This is a genomic window from Dolichospermum sp. UHCC 0315A (assembly GCF_008121535.1).
GTDB classification, from domain to species: Bacteria; Cyanobacteriota; Cyanobacteriia; order Cyanobacteriales; family Nostocaceae; genus Dolichospermum; species Dolichospermum lemmermannii.
In genome coordinates this window covers 5,149,975-5,168,369 of record NZ_CP043056.1, presented here as the reverse complement: position 1 = coordinate 5,168,369, position 18,395 = coordinate 5,149,975, and the positions used below count along the sequence as shown (strand labels likewise).

Sequence of the window (18,395 nt, the reverse complement as noted above, 5' to 3'; positions counted from 1 at the left end):
TAGCGCAGAGTTAACTATTTTCGTTATTGTAATAATGCTTTAAATCGCTGTTCATCCCGAATTCTATCAAAATCCGTGTCAGTTTTCGCTAAGTCTTGATATTTTTTGGGGACAAATTGAATAGCTTTTTTGAGGTTATCAATTGCTAGTTCTAGATTATTTTGTAAGGCATAATTACAAGCTTTGTTATAATATGCTTGATGCAAATTAGGCTGGATAGTAATTGCTTGATTATAAGATGCTAAAGCTTCTTTGTAGCGTTGTAATTTAGTCAGAGCAATGCCTCGGTTAATCCAAGCCTCATGTTTATTAGAGTGAATAGCGATCGCTTCATTATAAGATCTTACAGCTTCTTCGTAATTTCGTAAAGCCGTTAAAGCATTACCACGATTGTACCAAGCTTCATCTTTATTTGGGCGAATAGCGATCGCCTTATCATAAGATTCTACAGCTTCTGGATACTGTTGCAACGCAATCAAAGCATTGCCGCGATTTACCCAAGTCTCCGCACTATCGGTTTTAATAGCTATCACCTGATTATATACCCCTAAAGCTTCTTGATAACGATGGGTATCTAACAAGCCATTTCCCTGTAGTAATAAATTTTCTGCTTTTTGACTATCTTGTACCTCTGTAATTAGTTGATTGACATTGCTTTCTTGAACAACTTGTTTGGTATTATCTGGTGAAGAATTTGCCAAATCACTACAGCCAATCGCCAAAAAACTGATTAAACTAGAGGCAATTAATTGTCGCCAAATTACCATACTGCACCTACAAAAATCATACAATTATCCTAAAACTGATGGGAAGTTAAAAGTCGTATCAAAATCAACTAATTGTGCTTAATTGTTGTTTGATTATGTAAACTCAAGATGAAGATTTGGATAAGGTTTTCATCAGAAGTTATGAATACAATACCATACTCGTAGTCAATAAATCAATTATTGGTAAGTACAAACTTAGCTGAACTAGATCAATCTGGGTTACTGACCCTAAAAAAGAATCATCCCACACAAAAATTTTAAATGATCTGTGATAAAATTGCCTGCTTGTTGCTTAATGGAGACACAGAATCATAATTATTGGTATTTATCTGCGTTTATCTGCGTTTATCTGCGGTCAAATATTCTAAAAATCTGATTTTATCCAGCTTCATCTTAATTTGGTATTAGAAGTATATAATACTGTAAATGTAAGTATTTTTACGGCGTGGAAATTTATAGTGAGACGATGGTAGGAAAATAAAAATTATGACAATTGAACCTGACTCATCTAACTCAGAAATAAATCAAGAAGATGAATTAGAAACTGGTGGTAGTGATCACTTATTACTAACAGAAGGATTAGAAAAAAAACAAATATCTGGACAATCTGCCTTCAAGACAAATATGATCAAAGGAACTGCGGTTCTGGTTGAGAGCAACTCCAGCCTGCAAACTGCTATCACCCCCAGAATTTTATTATTCACTAGTTTGGCGATCGCCACAACTATCATTAGTATTGTCATTAATAACTCATTTCTGGGCATTTTGGGAACTTTGGCAACCTTAGCGTTATCACTGTTCATCCTCTTTCCGTGGTTGCGAAATGTGATCCAAGAGTGGTTTTCACCTCAAGATAGAAATGTATTTGTGGGTTTAATAGGAGTAATAGTCGGAATAATTGGCTTATTCAGATTTACTAATTTAGGTAGTGGCTTACTGCGTTGGGGAAGAAGAGTTAACTGGGATGCCTCTGGTACTTTAGCAGAATGGTTTGGAGCATTGGGACAAATTGCCATTGCCATTATCGCCGTTTATGTAGCATGGCGACAATATGTAATTTCCAAAGACTTAACTATCCAACAAAACCTACTGACTGTACAGCAAAATATCATTACCCAACAACAAACCATAGACTCCTACTTTCAAGGAGTTTCCGACTTAGTATTAGATGAAGAAGGATTATTAGAAGACTGGCCGCAAGAAAGAGCGATCGCCGAAGGACGCACCGCTGCTATATTTAGTAGTGTAGATGGCAGTGGTAAAGCCAAAATTCTGCGGTTTCTTTCCCGTTCCAAATTACTCTCTCCTCTCCAGCGCGATCGCCGACTAGGAAGAGCTATTCTAGATGGTAGTGGTGGTTATGCCGAAGATCGTTTAGAAGGAGTGCGCGTCATTGACTTAGGTGTCATGTTAGCAGGTGCAGATTTAGCCGATAATGATTTGCGCTGGACAGATTTAAGTGAAGCCAACCTCATTCGTGCTAATCTCAGCAATTGCGATTTAGTCAAAGCCAACCTTTCCCGCACAATCTTATATGATGCCAATTTGACCAACGCTGACTTAAACGGAGTGCGCCTATTTTATGGTTTACTAGAACAGGCATCCCCCCGCAGTCGCACCGAACCACCCAACTACGAAACAGGAGAACACACCGGCGCAGTTGTGGAAAATGCCGACTTCACCAATGCTCAAAGAATGTCCGAATCTACCCGTTACTATTGCTGTACCTGGTGTGGAGAAAAAACCAGACGGACAATTCCCGGTGGTTGTGAAGGAATTCCCAATAAATTAGGAAGATAAGAGTTAGGGAAGAAGCAAGAGGGAAGAATATCAACAAAAAAATGGTTCTTCCCAATTACCAATGACCAAAAATATTGGGAACTAAATCTATAAACCACAAGTCAACAGCCATACCCATCAATGGGTAAAAAAAACTCTTTAAAAAAAACAGACTAAACCTTAACTAATAAGTTTGAGGATAATTTAATTTGATGAAAAATTCCAAATTTCTGCAAATATCTAGTGCGGCTTTATTGAGTTTGGGAATCTTCCAAAACATAGCTTTTGCTCAACCAATTCAACGCCAAATAAGAATTCCCGCTTCTCAAACTGTAGAGAAAAATTTATCTCAAATAAAAATCAATCCCCTTTATCTTGAACGAGAACAAAAAGCTCCCTTAATCATTAAAAATCAAATACTGGAATTACGCCGTGATATCCAGTCAAAAAATCTAACTTTTGAGGTAGGTTACACCACAGCCTTAGATTATAAACTAGAGCAACTAGCCGCCACCAAAGCACCAGATGATTTACCAACACAGGCTAATATCCAAAATGCCGTTGCTGCACAAATCTTAAATATTGATTTAGCCGAACGCGAAAAATTTGAACGCATTAATCCAGGAGTAATCCCTGAATTACAATTAATTAAAGCTCGTGGCTGCTTTGCTTCCGCAAAATCCTTTGATTGGCGGACTTTCAATAAAGTTACCCCAGTTCGGAACCAAGGAGGTTGCGGCAGTTGTTGGGCATTTGCTACCTTGGGAGCTTACGAAGGTAGTAATCTAATTCGGAATAACACTGCTGCTGATGCTTCAGAACAGCAAATTATCAACTGGGGTGGTTCAGGTAGTTGTGGTGGTGGTTGGTGGTCTAAAGCATTTGATTATCTCATTAGCAAAGGCACAGCTACCGAAGCTACTGTACCCTATACAGCAACCAATAATCCCTACAACCCCAGCATAGACACTCCCTACCGTTCCATAGCCTGGGGATATGTTAAACCTGATGGTGGAATTCCCACAGTTGCAGAAATGAAACTGGCCATGTGTAAATATGGACCCTTAACAGTTGCAGTGCGGGTTACTCCTGCTTTCCAAGGTTATGTTAGCGGCGTATTTAACGAACAAGCACAAGGTCCTATCAATCATGGTGTCACCCTCATTGGTTGGGATGATCAAAAACAAGCCTGGTTAATCAAAAATTCTTGGGGTACAGGTTGGGGTGACAATGGTTATATGTGGATTGGTTATAACAGTAATAGCATCGGTTATGGCGCAGCTTGGACTCAAGCCAGAAGCAACTTCTATAAATTGTCTCCTGACTTGTTGAAAAAAATCAACATCTTCCAAATCAATCCAGAATTAATTAAAGTTAATTCCAAAAACATCTCTCGATAATTTTTTGATTTTAGGTTGGGTAAAGCGCAAGTTTTATCTAACCTAAATTGATTTTTTTGAATTCACTCGACAAGGTAGATTAAAATTATGACTTTTACCAAGCGAGTCTTTTTGATTATTTCTCTGCTAACTACCTTGACCATTATTTTTCAAGTTAGTAATGCTGCTACTCCTCCCATGTCTAACTCAGAAATCACTGTCAACGATACTAACAATAACAGTCAGATTATTATTCAAAAAGGTAATATTATGATTGTTGAATTGTTAACCAACCCAGGAATAGGCTATAGTTGGCAAATTATTCAAAATGATCCTGATAAACTCAAATCTTTGGGAGATTCAGTATTAAAACCAATAGAAGCAGAAGCCCCAGGAGCATCTGAAAATCAAGTTTTCCGGTTTTTAGCCCAAAATTTGGGTTCAACCATGCTAGAACTTCACTATTTACGTCCCTGGGAAAGAAATCTTCCACCGTTAAAAACTTATAAAATTAACGTCCAAATTCGTTGACAATAAAAAGCATTTTCTCCTTCTTCCTTCTTTCTTCTTTCTTCTTTCTTCTTTCTTCTTTCTTCTTTCTTCTTTCTGACTCCTGACTCCTGACTATAAATTTTCTGGCAAAGTCAGAATTTCTACACCATCTTCGGTGACAGCTATGGTATGCTCGAATTGAGCAGAAAGTAAGCGATCGCTTGTTACCGCAGTCCAACCATCATTCAGCATTTCGGCTTCGTGAGTGCCTTCATTAATCATTGGTTCAATAGTAAACACCATCCCGGCTCTAAGTTTCTTGCCTCTACCTCTGATGCCATAATGGGGAACATCCGGTGCAGTATGGAAAATATTACTGATTCCATGTCCCACAAAATCCCGCACCACAGAAAAGCCGAAAGACTCCGCATACTCTTGAATTGCTGCCCCAATATCCCCAATTTTTGCCCCTGGTTTTACTTCTGCAATCCCCAACCGCAAACACTCTTGGGTTACCTCTACTAACTTTTGGGCTGTGGGGGAAGGATTACCCACTAGAAATGTTTTTGATGTATCACCATGATAACCTTCAACAATAGGCGTAACATCTATATTAATAATGTCCCCATCCTTGAGAATTTGTTTAGCATTGGGAATACCATGACAAATCACCTCATTCACACTGGTACAAATAGATTTAGGATAACCTTTATAACCTAAAGGAGCGCTTTTTGCTCCATGCTTTTGAGTCCATCTTTCCGCTTCATCATTCAATTGTAGAGTGCTAACTCCCGGTTTAACCAAAGGTTCTAAATGTTGTAATAACTTGGCGGCCAAGCTGCCAGCACGGCGCATTTTTTCGATTTCTCGTTGGGATAAAATGACTATGGTTTCGATTTTCATCAATTTTCTATCTACTCTTTTAAAAATATAGTTAATCCAGTTGTTGCCGCTCTGTGTGCAGCATCTGCTACCTTGAGAGCATATAAGCTTTGTTCTGGGGTGATATATAAGGGACTACCATCAAATAGATGGTCTAATACCATAGTTGTATCTTTGGCAAATAAACCCCGTCGCGTTCCCACTTCAATCAACTTTGTTCCTGCTGCTAAGACTAACATTCCGGTATCACCATCGAGAATTATTTCCCCTTTTTCACCTTGAACTTCTAATTTGCGTTCTGATTGCCACAAAGTTTCCCCCTTACCATAAATTACCTGTGCCAATAATCCACTGTCAAAGCATAATTGGGCTGAACATAAACAGGTTTGGTAATAATCAGACTCAGTTTGCCAATATCGTTGGTGACAATTGACAGTGAAGACTTCACCGAACAAATCAATCAGACGATGTAACCGAGATAATGCCCCAATTAGGGGAAAGCCAAACATCCCATGATTATAAGTCCACTTACGCGGGGCTGGATGCTGGGGATTCAGGGTACTATAGCGAACATAAAACAAATCACCAATTTGGTCTAGGTATTGTTTTAAAGTTTGATGCCAACCACCCAATAATTCAATGTGTTCGACGTGCAGAAGCTTGTTGACTGTTTTTGCTAAAGCAATCAGTTCTTCAGCTTCTTTGACATCTACAGACAAAGGATATTCAACAATGACGTGTTTACCGCTAGATAGGGCAGCATGAGCAATTTTACCATGATCTTGATTAATGGTGCAGATCACCACCATATCTAAATCGTCTCGTTCTACTAGCTGTTGCCAAGAATTCATGGCTTCAGTTGCGTATTCCTGGGCTAAAACCGCTGTTCTTTCAGGATTGCCAGTTATGGCTATTAAATCAGTTCGAGGATCTTGTAATAACGCCTCAGCCCTGAGTTTGGCCGCATAGCCTGTTCCCACTAAACCGACTCTGAGATTGTGTGTACATAAAGGTAGTTCGTTATTGTCCATGAATTTATCACCAATTTTCAATGTTTCGGTTTAATGCCGTTGGTATTTTATCAACAAGCCACCATCAGGAAATATCTAATACCACTAGGGTATTTTTCATCAATGTAAAATATTATGGCTCTTTGGTAATTTTGGAAACATTACCATAAATATAATACAGCTTAAAAATCGTGTAAAAATCAGGATAAACAATTAATTAAACGATTTTAAATTTTCAGAGCTATTTTTTTATGTTTTTTGAGCATTTTTCTTTGAATTTCTCATAAATTCGCGTTTGTAAATAATTAGGTTCTGTTATATGTTTTACATGATATGCTACATAAATTAGAAAATACCAAAAAAAATTATACATCTTGTGTATAAAATATGTCTATTTTCTTCTTTAAATATCAAATCCCTGGATAATTTTCAGAAGTATCTACTAGATTTCTATTTTTCCAATATCTAAGATGATTACACAAATCCAAAATCTGCGGATTTTTTATCCATTCCTAGTGCCATTTATCAGCTCATCTCAGATTTATTGGTTATATATACTTTCGGCTTTGTTACTAGCTTTGATTATATATAAATTAGGGTTATCTCAACAAGACAAACAGATAAATTTAAGGCAGTATCTTTTGCCAAAAGCAGTTTATTTACATCCTTCAGCGATCGCTGAATATAAGTATTATTTTTTATCTTCGCTCTTAGAAATATTTGTAATATTGCCAGTTATATTCTCTCTACCAAATCTAGCAAATATCATTTGTGATTATTTAACAGAAATTACGCACTTAACAACGCCTTTTTTAATTACTCATCCTCAGTGGTATCATTATGTCACATTAAGTATTTTTGTGGCTTTAGCGGGGGATTTTGCCTATTATTGTTACCATTACTTAGCTCATAGAAGTTCATTCTTTTGGGAATTTCATAAAGTCCATCATTCTGCGGATGTACTGACTCCGATGACTGTTTATCGCTCTCATCCCTTTGATTTAATATTAAGTATGATCTTTGCGACGGTAATGCTGGGTTTTACTACGGGAATCTGGATTTATTTATTTGGTAATCAAGTATCACATTTATCCATTTATGGAGTTAATTGGGAGATATTTCTCTTTTATTTAACTGGTGCTAACTTACGACATTCTCATATTTGGTTGAACTACCCCTATAAAGTTAGTCATGTGTTGATGAGTCCTGCTCAACATCATATTCATCATAGTGTTGAGCCAAAGCATTATGACAAAAACTTTGGTTACATTCTGTCTTTTTGGGACTGGATATTTGGGACTTTATATGTACCGAAAGGTTATGAAAAGCTGGATTTTGGTCTGTCAGATGGGGAATCAAATTTATTTAATAATCCAATTAATTTATTAGTACAGCCATTTAAATCTATTTGGCAAAATTATAACCAACAGACATCTAAAAAGTAATTCCCTATCGACAGTCTCAATACAAATTAAGTCAAAAATATAGTTATGAATAACATGAAATTAGATTTGAATTCAGATTTGTCGAATTCGACTACAATCATCAACGATTTGCCAGAAAATGGTGTTTGTATCCATGATTTATTTGCAATTCAGGTAAAAGCAGCACCAGATTCAGTAGCGACAATATTTGAAAATCAGCAACTTACCTACCAAGAATTGAATGCTAAAGCCAATCAGTTAGCACATTATTTACAGAGTATTGGTGTAGGTGCTGAAGTCATGGTCGGCTTGTGCGTAGAGCGATCGCTCGATCTGATCATCGGTATTCTTGGTATTCTTAAAGCTGGAGGTGCTTATGTACCTATAGACCCGGCCTATCCCCAAGAACGCATAGCATTTATGCTAGAAGATACTAAGTTGCAATTTGTGGTGACACAACAACAATTGGTAGTATCTCTTCCTGAAACTTCTACAACAATTTGTCTAGATACAGATTGGCAGAAAATGGAGCGTCAAAGTTCCTATGATCCAGTTAGTGGAGTCACAGCCGAAAATCTGGCTTATTTAATCTATACCTCCGGTTCTACTGGTAAGCCGAAAGGTGTACAAATGCCTCATGGTAGTATTTGTAATTATCTTGAAGCGATCGCTCAAATATTACCAGTTAATCATCAAGATATTTATCTCCATACAGCATCTTTTTCTTTTACTGCTTCAGTCAGACAATTATTTTTACCTTTATCCCAAGGTGCAACCAGTATTCTTGCTACTCGTGAACAAACCAGAACTCCTTTAAGCCTATTTGAATTAATTCAAAAACGTGGTGTTACTATTTCTGATGGTGTACCCTCTGTATGGCGTTATGGACTAATTGCCTTAGAAAGTTTAGACCAACAATATACAGAATCTCTGAGAGAATCAAAATTAAGATTAATAGTATTTGGTGGCGAATTACTACCCTATCAACTAATTAAAAAGTTACGCAACCTGTTTAAAACACCACCCCAGTTTTTTAATATTCTTGGTCAAACAGAAAGTATTGGCCATGGTTTTTATACTGTTCCTGAAGATTACGATCTTGAAGATGGCTATGTTCCTGTTGGTCATCCTTTAGCAAACATTCAACAAGTTTATGTCCTTAACTCCCAACTTGAACCAGTCAAAACTGGTGAGTCTGGAGAAGTCCATATTGCGGGTTCTACCTTAGCACGAGGCTATCTGAACCGCACCGAGGCCAATGAGGAAAAATTCATCATTAATCCTTTTAATCCTCAACAACGACTCTTTAAAACCGGGGATGTTGCTCGTTATTCAAGTAATCAAAATTTAGAAATTCTTGGTCGCATTGATTTTCAGGTAAATATCCGCGGAATGAGGGTTGAATTGGAGGAAATTGAAGCAGTAATTAAACTCCATCCTAGTATTCGAGAAGCTGTGGTTTCTGCCAGAGAAGATGTATCTGGTGGTCAGCGATTAGTTGCTTATATCGTAGTGAATAATCAAGATTTTAATTCGGGAGAATTACGCAATTTTCTTGCCAGCAAACTACCAGATTATATGATTCCCCATACCTTAATGGTCATGGAGAAATTGCCAGTTTTACCTAATGGAAAGTTAGACAGAAAAAGTTTACCCGAACCTGATTTATCAGCAATTCAAAGTGAATTTATCCCTCCGCAAACACCCACACAAGAAATCATTGTTAAAATCTGGGCAGAAGTTTTAGGCCTCGAAAAAATTGGTATTCATGATAATTTTTTAGAATTGGGTGGACATTCCCTATTGGCAAGTTTAGTGATATCAAGATTGCGTGAGGCACTATCAATAGAATTATCTATTGCCAGTTTATTTGCCGCGCCAACAATTGCCACATTTAGTGAACAAATTGGATCTTCTGCCCAGAATTTACTGCCAACATTAGAATCAGTTTCCCGAAATATTGAATTACCACTTTCATTAACTCAGCAGCGATTTTGGTTTCTGGATCAAATGGAAGGGGCAAATCCTGCTTACAATATTGTCAGAGTCCTGAATTTACAAGGATTACTTAACTTTATAGCACTTGAACAGGCGATCGCCACAACTATTAATCGTCATGAAACCCTGCGTACCAGTTTTGGGATTGCCGATGGTAAACCCATTCAAGTTATTACTGATAAATTAGCATTTACCTTACCTGTAATTGATTTACAAGAATTAGCAGAAGATGACAAAACGACTGCGGCACAAAGATTAACTACTAATGAATATCTTCGCCCTTTTGCCCTAACTGAATCATCTCTCTTAAGAGTGACATTGATCCAATTGGGGGCAGAATCCCACCAGTTATTAGTAATAATGCACCACATCATTTCTGATGCTTGGTCAGCAGGGAATTTTCTCCAAGAATTATCGGTTATTTATTCAGCCTTGACAGCGGGTTTACCTTCTCCCTTACCCCAATTATCAATTCAGTATGCCGACTATGCTTATTGGCAACGACAATGGCTGGAAAATCAACCCGCGCAACTTGATTATTGGCAACAACAATTAGCAGATATTCCCGCAGTCATTGAATTACCTACAGATCGATCACGAACAGCAATTCAAACCTTTCGCGGTGATATCCAGAAATTTCAATTTGATTCCCAACTCACTCACAAACTCAAAAACCTCAGTCAAAAATCGGGTTCTTCCCTATTTATGACACTTCTGACGGCTTTTGTGATCTTACTTTCTCGCTATAGTGGTCAGGAAGATATTGTTGTTGGTTCTCCTATTAGTAATCGCAATCGTGTTGCTTTAGAGCCATTAATCGGCTTTTTTGTGAATACTTTAGTTTTACGAACTCGTCTGGAAGGAAATCCCACCTTTGAAGAATTACTCCAACAAGTACGACAGATGGCACTTGATGCTTATGCTCACCAAGATATCCCCTTTGATCAACTTGTGGAAACCCTCCAACCTCAGCGCCACCTCAGCCATAGTCCCTTATTTCAAGTCATGTTTGTATTGCAAAATTCTCCCTTGTCAAAACTGGAATTAAGAGATTTGCAAGTTACACAAATAGAATTAACAAGAGCGACAGCGGGGGCAACTTTTGATTTAACCTTATCAATGCAGGAAAAAGAGTCAGCATCAGGAACTGAATTAATAGCTGCATTTGAATATAATGCTAATTTGTTTAATGCTGATACTATTGGCAGGATGGTAGAGAGTTTTCACACCTTAGTTGAGGCAATTGTGGTAAATCCTCAAGAGCGGATTAGGAAATTACCTTTATTAACAGCATCCCAAGAACATCAGTTATTAGTTGAATGGAATAATCCAGGAACTGATTATCCCCAAAAATCCATTCATCAATTATTTGAGGAACAAGTAGAAAAAACACCTGATGCAGTAGCGGTAGTTTTTGAAGATCAGCAATTAACCTACCAACAATTAAATTCAGAAGCTAACAAACTAGCTCATTATTTGCAGTTTTTGGGTGTAGAACCAGAAATATTAGTGGGTGTTTATTTAGAACGTTCTCTGGAAATGATAGTAGGATATTTGGGAATTTTCAAAGCTGGTGGTGCTTATGTGCCACTCGATCCTAATTATCCCCCAGAACGTCTCAATTATATGGTGGCAGATTCACAAATGTCCATCATCTTGACTCATTCTTCCTTACTCCCACATTTATCATTAACCCTAGAGCAACCCCAAACTAAAATCATTTGTTGGGATAAAGATTTTGAAATTGAAATTGCCAGTCAGAGTTCGGATAATCCTATTAATAATTTCACACCTGAAAATTTAGCTTATGTCATCTATACTTCTGGTTCTACAGGGCGACCTAAAGGTGTACTAATTCAACATTCAGCACTATCAAATCTAGTGTTCTGGCACTTAAATAATTTTGAATTAAAATCATCAGATCGAGCTACACATTTAGCCGGAACAGCCTTTGATGCTGCTGTTTGGGAATTATGGCCTTATTTAGTAGTCGGAGCGAGTATATATTTAATTAAATCAGAATTTCTGCTGTCAGCAGAAACACTTCAAGAGAAGTTGATATCACATAATATTACTATTAGTTTTATTCCTACACCCTTAGCAGAACAATTATGTCTTTTATCCTGGACAGAAAAGACAACTTTGCGAACTATGTTAACTGGTGGAGATAGACTTAATTCTTATCCATCAAATAAGTTACCATTTAAGTTTTTTAATAACTATGGACCCACCGAAAATACAGTGGTTACAACGTCTGGACAAATTTTATCAGAAGAATCAGATGGTAAATTCCCACCCATAGGTCGTCCTATTACCAATACTCAAGTTTACATTCTTGATCACTATCTTCAACTCCTACCAATTGGCGTTTATGGAGAAATATACATTGGTGGTCTAGGTTTAGCTAGAGGGTATTTAAATCGTCCTGACTTAACATCTGAGCGATTTATTGCTAATCCTTTTGTGGCAAATGAGCGACTTTATAAAACTGGAGACTTAGGACGCTATTTACCAGACGGAAATATTGAATTTCTAGGACGCATTGATCATCAAGTTAAAATTCGGGGTTTTCGGATTGAACTAGGAGAAATTGAAACAGTATTAACCCAACATCCTCAAGTTCAGCAGGTAGTAGTAATTGTCCGCGAAGATCATCCAGGAAACAAGTATTTAACAGCTTATATTGTCAGCACCACAGAAACATTGACAAGTAGCGAATTACGTCAATTTCTCAAAGAACATCTTCCCGAATATATGATACCTGCGGCTTTTGTCATGCTTAAAACCTTACCTCTGACTCCCAATGGTAAAGTTGACCGGCGGATTTTACCAAAGCCAGAAACAACCAATTTAGAGCTAGAAACCGCTTTTGTTGCCCCTGTGACCGCGCTAGAAACAAAATTAGCCGAAATCTGGTGTACAGTATTAAATCGAGAGCAGGTGGGCATCTATGATAACTTCTTTGAATTGGGGGGACACTCTCTCCTGATCACATCTGTAATATCTCGCATTCGAGAACATTTTTCCATAGTTTTGCCTCTGCGTTCTCTATTTACAGCCCCGACTATCGCTGAACTTAGTCAAGTAATAATTACACATCAACTGGATGCCATGACAGTTGATACCTTACCACCTCTTGTCCCTCAAGCACGAGACACTTGTATCCCCCTGTCTTTTGCACAAGAGTCTATATGGCAGTTACAACAATTAGCTCCTGAAAGTTGCGCCTACAACAGCTTTTTTATTTTACGTTTCACTGGCTCTCTTTCTGCAATTGCATTGGAGTCCAGTTTCAATGAAATAATTCGTCGTCATGAAATATTACGCACTGGTTTTACTATAGTAGAAAGTCAACCTGTACAAGTAATTACCCCATTTCTGACTATCCCATTAGAGATTATAGACTTACAAAACCTCCCTTTGGTAGAGCGAAAGTCCGAAGCAGAAAGACTAGCTGCATTGCAATATAATCACCATTTTGATCTGGCTTTAGTTCCTCTCATCAAAACAACTTTACTGCGACTAACTCCAGAAGAACATTGGTTAACACTAAATATGCACCATATCATCACAGATGGTTGGTCATTTGGTCTGTTGTTGGAGGAGTTAGGAATCCTCTATGCAGCTTTTATCAATGGTTTACCTTCACCTCTACCGGAATTACCTGTTCATTACGCAGATTTTACCCTCTGGCAACGGCAATACTTTAATGAAAAGGTCATAGAAAAGCAATTGGCTTACTGGCTACAAAAACTAACTAATACTGCACTAGAATCTGATGAATCTAGCAATCAGCTACAGTTGAGTAATAAAAGTAGCAGCGCAGCTATTTATTCTGTGGTTCTGCCAGTGAGTATTGTGACATCAATCGAAGCTCTCTGTCGTTCTCAAAAGGTCAGCATTTTTACGATCATTCTCACTGCTCTAAATATACTTTTGTTTAAGTGCAATAGTAAGAACGACATTTTAGTAATAGCAACTATTGGTAATCGGAGTGCGGTGGAAACTGAAAAAATGCTCGGTTGCTTCATCAATGACGTAATTTTGCGATCGCATCTTTCCTCTGAACAAACTGGAATTAATCTTTTAGAACAAGCCCAAGAAACTCTCACAGAAGCCATTAATAATAAAGAAATTGCCTGTCAAACAGTCACTGACACTATCACCAGCAAACAACCATTGAATATCTCGGCAGCCCTGGCTATGCTACCTCCACAAAATTGGCATAATTGGATGTTAGATGTTGACTTTGTATCTATTAAGCGCGATCTCGACTTGTGGGATGGAGAAATTCCTTTAGAGATTTATGTTTCTTCACCTTCAGTAAATAATCCCACGATGGAAATTAAGGTTTTCTACAGTACGGAGTTATTTACCAATGAAACCATCAAGGTTTTGTTCAACTATTACCAACAAATTCTTCAGCAGCTTGTTGAAGATCCCACTAGTGGTCTGTCAAATTTATTTTGACGGGTTTTTGGTAGTGCGGGCATCTTGCCCGCGTGAGCGAGACTAGTAGTCTGTCAAATTTATTTTGACGGGTTTTTGGTAGTGCGGGCATACTTCGACCCTTCGACAGGCTCAGGGCATCGCAGGCTCAGGGCATCGCAAGCTCAGTACAAGTCTTGCCCGCGTGAGCGAGACGCTCACACTACAGACCATCATTTTTATCTTGACAAACTACTAGTCAAGTTTGTGAATTTTTTGATTGGTGAACATTGCAAGACTCCAGATCCCCGACTTCTTAGAGAAGTCGGGGATCTGAGAAATAAATGTTACATTAAACCATGAGGCTTTGCCACAAATTCACTAATAATCACTATTACCATGTTAGAAAACAGCCCACCAGAGTTGCAACAACAACCCAGATTTGGATCATCTTTATTGAGATGGACTGAGTATTTCTCCAACCCAGAAGGAGAAATAACTCAAAGCATGAGCGTGTTTATCTTGATCTGGTTTGGTCAAGTGTTGTCTCTGGTTGGCTCGCGGACAACGGGTTTTGCACTCAGTATTTGGGTCTATCAACATACGAATTCCACAACTCAATTTACACTGCTGATTCTCTCTACAACCCTACCGACAATTTTGATCTCTCCCATTGCTGGCGTGATTGTCGATCGCTTTCCTCGGCGCTGGATCATGATTATTAGTGATTTCTGTGCAGGTTTATGTACCTTACTAATTGCTTGGTTATTTATCAGTAATCACTTAGAAGTTTGGAGTCTGTGCGTAGTCAGTGCGATTAGTTCCAGTTTCAATGCTTTTCAGGGACTAGCCTATTCCTCAGCGACTACATTACTTGTGCCGAAAGCACAACTTGGTCGTGCCAGTTCGATGACACAGATCAGATTAGCGATCGCCGAAATTCTCTCCCCGGTATTAGCCGCAGCCTTGTTAGTAACTGTACAATTGTCAGGAATTGTCATCATTGATTTATCTACATTAGTCTTAGCCTTAATCTGTTTGCTAGTAGTTAAATTTCCCGAAATTTCGTCCACAGAAAATCCCGATACCGAAACTAATTCATTTTGGCAACAAATAACCTTTGGCTGGAAATATTTAGTGGCACGTCCTGGACTACTCGGATTAGTCATGTTCATTGCCATTATCAACTTTCTCGTTGGTAGCGCAGAAGCTCTAACTACACCCTTAGTGCTTTCCTTTGCTTCCGCTCAATCTCTAGGGACTATCTATTCTATTGCCAGTTCTGGACTATTGGTAGGTAGTGTAGTGATGAGCATTTGGGGCGGGCTAGAACGCCAGATCAATACTATATTTGTATCAATGGCATTTTTGGGCATCTTATATGTATTAGCTGGGTTGAAGGCTTCCACAGTTATATTTACGATCGCCAATTTCTTGATATTTTTCATATTTCCCATCATCAATGGGTCAATTCAAGTCATCTATCAGAAAAAAGTAGCACCAGAAGTACAGGGAAGGGTCTTTGCTTTTCGCAGTGCTGCCGTACAGGGGTTTTTACCACTTTCCTACCTAACCTGTGGAGCATTAGCTGATCAATTTTTTGAACCAATCATGGCAAAAGATGGAGCTTTAGCCCATAGCATTGGCCAGATTATTGGGGTTGGTCATGGTCGCGGTATGGGTTTAATGTTTATCATTCTGGGTCTGTTTTCTCTAGTCGCAACATTGATTGCCTACTTGTATCCGCGTCTCCGCTTTGTAGAACATGAACTACCTGATGCAATTCCCGACCAACTAGAGGTTTCATAAAGCCGTCATCAAAAAATGTCCCCAAGATGCACTTTGACATCTATCCCAGCGGGTATTTCATATAACAAAAACTTATTGGTAATAAGTAACTGAATTTCATTACTAATCGGGGTCAATTTTCTGTTATAACTTTTAACTTTTCCCTTAGTATCAGAATTGAAGCAAATTTAAACCAGCGGCTAATCCCATCAGAATAGCTGTAAGGTCTGCTTGAAAATCACTTATACTGCCGATTTCACAACAGAGGATAATTAAATGGCTACTTACAAAGTTACTCTCATCACTCCAGACGGTACTAAGACTATAGACTGCGATGACGACACTTATATTTTGGATGCAGCAGAAGAAGCTGAATTTGACTTACCCTTCTCTTGTCGGGCTGGTGCTTGCTCAACTTGTGCAGGTAAAATCATTTCTGGTACTGTTGACCAATCTGATCAATCCTTCTTAGATGATGATCAAATCGAAGCTCAATATGTATTGACTTGTGTTGCTTATCCTACTTCTGATGTCACCATCGAAACCCACAGAGAAGAAGACCTTTACTAAACTTTAGTCACAAGAATTTAGTCCAAACAAGGGATTGGGGATTGGCGACTGAGTAGGAGTTTTACCAATTCCCCAATTACTTGCTTACTTTAATTTTAGTCCCAGGATAATAAAATTCCAATATCTTGGGACTAGACCAACCTAATTTGGCTAGATTCTGAGCGCCTGTTTGGCTTAAACCCACTCCATGTCCTAAACCACCACCAATAAAAGCATATCCCCACAGATTGGTTTGACCTTTATTCAATGGTTGAATGTAAAAAAGCGTGCTAATAGGGGCTGCAAAGGCACTGCGAACCTCGTCTTTTTGTAAGGTGAAAACCCCAATATCAGTTTTCACAGCCAGTTTTAAAATCCGGCCGCTGGAACTGCGTTCAACCACAGACATGGCTTGAATTTTTTTGAACTTGCTATAGGGGCTTTTTTTGGAATGTAAGAATTTCTGCAAGTCTTGGGTAATTCTATTGATGTCCGTTTCTCTGTGCCAACGGAATACATCCCATTTACTCTCATTAAATCCCGCTTTAAGATTGATAAATTTCTCGAAGTTCTGATCATTTGCTAAATTCTGACTCGATAAGTTCCAAAGATTTTGATTAGCAGCATCTATGACAGGTTTTAAATAGGGACGATCTTCTCCATTCCAGATATCACTAAAGTTAGCAGTCACACCACCTGTCGTGGATGAATATAAAGCATCAACTATTTCGTTATTATAAGTGAGTACCTGACCTTTGGTCGAGGCGATCGCCTGATCTGTATTTTTAGCAACTCCGCTGAGTCCTTGATAAACTTGACAGTGAGTGTCAGCACATAACTGATAATTATCTACCGCAAATCTGCGGAGGTTTCGCAAGGCATAGGTGCGAGCAATAATTGCTTGTGCTTCTAAGGCTGCCATTGGCGCATTTATCCCAATTTCATGGGGTAAAACTCCCCGCACATAAGTTTCTAATGGGACTGTATTTACTAAAGTATAATGCCCATAGGCGTTGGGCTGCAAGGTCATTTTTCCCGGATAAACACGCTTTTGTTGAGGCTGTTCATCTGTATTCACCTTAATTGAGTCTTTACCAGCAGTTATTTCTAGATAATTAGGACTATAATTTTTACCATTTACTACCCAAGTAATTTTCGGTACTTTTGATAAAATGTTGGTTGCCAAGTAAGCATTTTTATCACCGGATGTTTCTATACTTTTTAATAGTAACCGACGAATTAAGGGAGTGCTGTAAACGTCCCGTTTTGCCCATACTTGCCAACGTTCTGGTTGGGATATTTCCACTTCTATCCCCAGGGAACGCCAGTGGTTAGCGTTATCTTCCGCTGTTTCAAAGGTGCGAAAGTCACCCAGCACTAAGACTTCCTGAACCACTGTTTGGGTTAAGGGCTGCATGACTGTTGTTAACTGGATGGGTTTGTCTGTGACTAGGGTTTGTTGCTGAGTACCCACTGTAAATTTTAATGTTAAGCGATCGCCTTTTGTGGGTGCTAATTCTAATTTGTCTGTGGGTTTAGCCCCAAATCGTTGGACAATACCAATTTGCAATTTTACATCCTGGTTGTTGCTTACGGGTTCTGATGCGGCAGCCAATCCCAATAGGCACAAGGTTGTTATTAATCTGTAGGAAGAAGGCCAAATAAATATTTTCATGAAAACTAATTCTAATTGCCCTTATGCTGTCGGAGTGGTTTTAAGTTAATTAACTCAATTTACTAATGATAAGAAGATACAGGGCGGCAGGATGAATCACAAATTACTAATAATCAACTTAGATAATTAGTAACGGGGAATATTATATATTTTTAACTTACGCGCTTCTATAATACCATTACGTCTTTTTTTCAGCACACTTGCAAATCAAACTCATTATGAGT

12 protein-coding genes are annotated in these 18,395 nt (G+C 38.4%); 8 read left to right on the top strand and 4 right to left on the bottom strand.

Features of this window, described 5'->3' with window-relative positions; translation table 11 throughout:
* Positions 1-23 precede the first annotated feature (23 nt).
* Positions 24-767 carry a tetratricopeptide repeat protein gene (locus BMF77_RS24400; RefSeq protein WP_148766498.1) on the bottom strand — a complete coding sequence of 248 codons (744 nt, stop codon included), beginning with the start codon at positions 765-767 and terminating at the stop codon, positions 24-26.
* Between the two features lie 486 nt (positions 768-1,253).
* Here BMF77_RS24400 and BMF77_RS24395 point away from each other — a divergent pair, with 486 nt between their 5' ends.
* From BMF77_RS24395 to BMF77_RS24385, 3 genes are all read left to right on the top strand, one after another.
* Entirely contained in the window at positions 1,254-2,567 is a 1,314-nt protein-coding gene (locus BMF77_RS24395) for a pentapeptide repeat-containing protein (RefSeq protein WP_148766496.1), read from the top strand.
* A gap of 191 nt (positions 2,568-2,758) precedes the next feature.
* Positions 2,759-3,946: a C1 family peptidase gene (locus BMF77_RS24390; protein ID WP_148766494.1), complete on the top strand. Its 1,188-nt coding sequence runs from the start codon at positions 2,759-2,761 to the stop codon at positions 3,944-3,946.
* 87 nt (positions 3,947-4,033) lie between these two features.
* Positions 4,034-4,456: a protease inhibitor I42 family protein gene (locus tag BMF77_RS24385; protein ID WP_148766492.1), complete on the top strand. Its 423-nt coding sequence runs from the start codon at positions 4,034-4,036 to the stop codon at positions 4,454-4,456.
* Between the two features lie 93 nt (positions 4,457-4,549).
* On the opposite strand, the gene map is transcribed toward BMF77_RS24385, so the two are convergent.
* Together map and BMF77_RS24375 are read right to left on the bottom strand one after the other, a co-directional pair.
* On the bottom strand, positions 4,550-5,320 hold the full coding sequence (gene map / locus BMF77_RS24380) for a type I methionyl aminopeptidase (protein ID WP_015079452.1): 771 nt from the start codon (positions 5,318-5,320) through the stop codon (positions 4,550-4,552).
* Between the two features lie 11 nt (positions 5,321-5,331).
* Positions 5,332-6,330, bottom strand: a complete 999-nt coding sequence (locus BMF77_RS24375) for a Gfo/Idh/MocA family protein (RefSeq protein WP_148766490.1) — start codon at positions 6,328-6,330, stop codon at positions 5,332-5,334.
* A gap of 20 nt (positions 6,331-6,350) precedes the next feature.
* On the opposite strand from BMF77_RS24375, the gene BMF77_RS28810 reads away from it, so the two are divergent.
* From BMF77_RS28810 to BMF77_RS24355, 5 genes are all read left to right on the top strand, one after another.
* Positions 6,351-6,479 carry a hypothetical protein gene (locus BMF77_RS28810; protein WP_256370328.1) on the top strand — a complete coding sequence of 43 codons (129 nt, stop codon included), beginning with the start codon at positions 6,351-6,353 and terminating at the stop codon, positions 6,477-6,479.
* A gap of 300 nt (positions 6,480-6,779) precedes the next feature.
* Positions 6,780-7,754, top strand: coding sequence for a sterol desaturase family protein (locus BMF77_RS24370; protein ID WP_148766488.1), 975 nt, complete (start codon positions 6,780-6,782; stop codon positions 7,752-7,754).
* A 45-nt stretch (positions 7,755-7,799) separates the two neighbouring features.
* On the top strand, positions 7,800-14,201 hold the full coding sequence (locus tag BMF77_RS24365) for a non-ribosomal peptide synthetase (RefSeq protein WP_246863020.1): 6,402 nt from the start codon (positions 7,800-7,802) through the stop codon (positions 14,199-14,201).
* A 357-nt stretch (positions 14,202-14,558) separates the two neighbouring features.
* A complete protein-coding gene (locus BMF77_RS24360) occupies positions 14,559-15,968 on the top strand; it encodes an MFS transporter (protein WP_246863019.1) in 1,410 nt (469 codons plus the stop codon).
* 255 nt (positions 15,969-16,223) lie between these two features.
* A complete protein-coding gene (locus tag BMF77_RS24355) occupies positions 16,224-16,517 on the top strand; it encodes a ferredoxin (protein ID WP_015079457.1) in 294 nt (97 codons plus the stop codon).
* 76 nt (positions 16,518-16,593) lie between these two features.
* Here BMF77_RS24355 and BMF77_RS24350 read toward each other — a convergent pair whose 3' ends face one another.
* Entirely contained in the window at positions 16,594-18,171 is a 1,578-nt protein-coding gene (locus BMF77_RS24350) for a SpoIID/LytB domain-containing protein (RefSeq protein ID WP_148766486.1), read from the bottom strand.
* Between the last annotated feature and the right edge of the window lie 224 nt (positions 18,172-18,395).

Excerpts from the sequence above, each read along its gene's own strand:
- BMF77_RS24355 (WP_015079457.1), top strand. The coding sequence starts at position 16,224 with ATGGCTACTTACAAAGTTACTCTCATCACTCCAGACGGTACTAAGACT.
- map (WP_015079452.1), bottom strand. The coding sequence starts at position 5,320 with ATGAAAATCGAAACCATAGTCATTTTATCCCAACGAGAAATCGAAAAA.
- BMF77_RS24370 (WP_148766488.1), top strand. The coding sequence starts at position 6,780 with ATGATTACACAAATCCAAAATCTGCGGATTTTTTATCCATTCCTAGTG.
- BMF77_RS24375 (WP_148766490.1), bottom strand. The coding sequence starts at position 6,330 with ATGGACAATAACGAACTACCTTTATGTACACACAATCTCAGAGTCGGT.
- BMF77_RS28810 (WP_256370328.1), top strand. The coding sequence starts at position 6,351 with ATGTTTCGGTTTAATGCCGTTGGTATTTTATCAACAAGCCACCATCAG.
- BMF77_RS24385 (WP_148766492.1), top strand. The coding sequence starts at position 4,034 with ATGACTTTTACCAAGCGAGTCTTTTTGATTATTTCTCTGCTAACTACC.
- BMF77_RS24390 (WP_148766494.1), top strand. The coding sequence starts at position 2,759 with ATGAAAAATTCCAAATTTCTGCAAATATCTAGTGCGGCTTTATTGAGT.
- BMF77_RS24365 (WP_246863020.1), top strand. The coding sequence starts at position 7,800 with ATGAATAACATGAAATTAGATTTGAATTCAGATTTGTCGAATTCGACT.
- BMF77_RS24360 (WP_246863019.1), top strand. The coding sequence starts at position 14,559 with ATGTTAGAAAACAGCCCACCAGAGTTGCAACAACAACCCAGATTTGGA.
- BMF77_RS24395 (WP_148766496.1), top strand. The coding sequence starts at position 1,254 with ATGACAATTGAACCTGACTCATCTAACTCAGAAATAAATCAAGAAGAT.
- BMF77_RS24400 (WP_148766498.1), bottom strand. The coding sequence starts at position 767 with ATGGTAATTTGGCGACAATTAATTGCCTCTAGTTTAATCAGTTTTTTG.
- BMF77_RS24350 (WP_148766486.1), bottom strand. The coding sequence starts at position 18,171 with ATGAAAATATTTATTTGGCCTTCTTCCTACAGATTAATAACAACCTTG.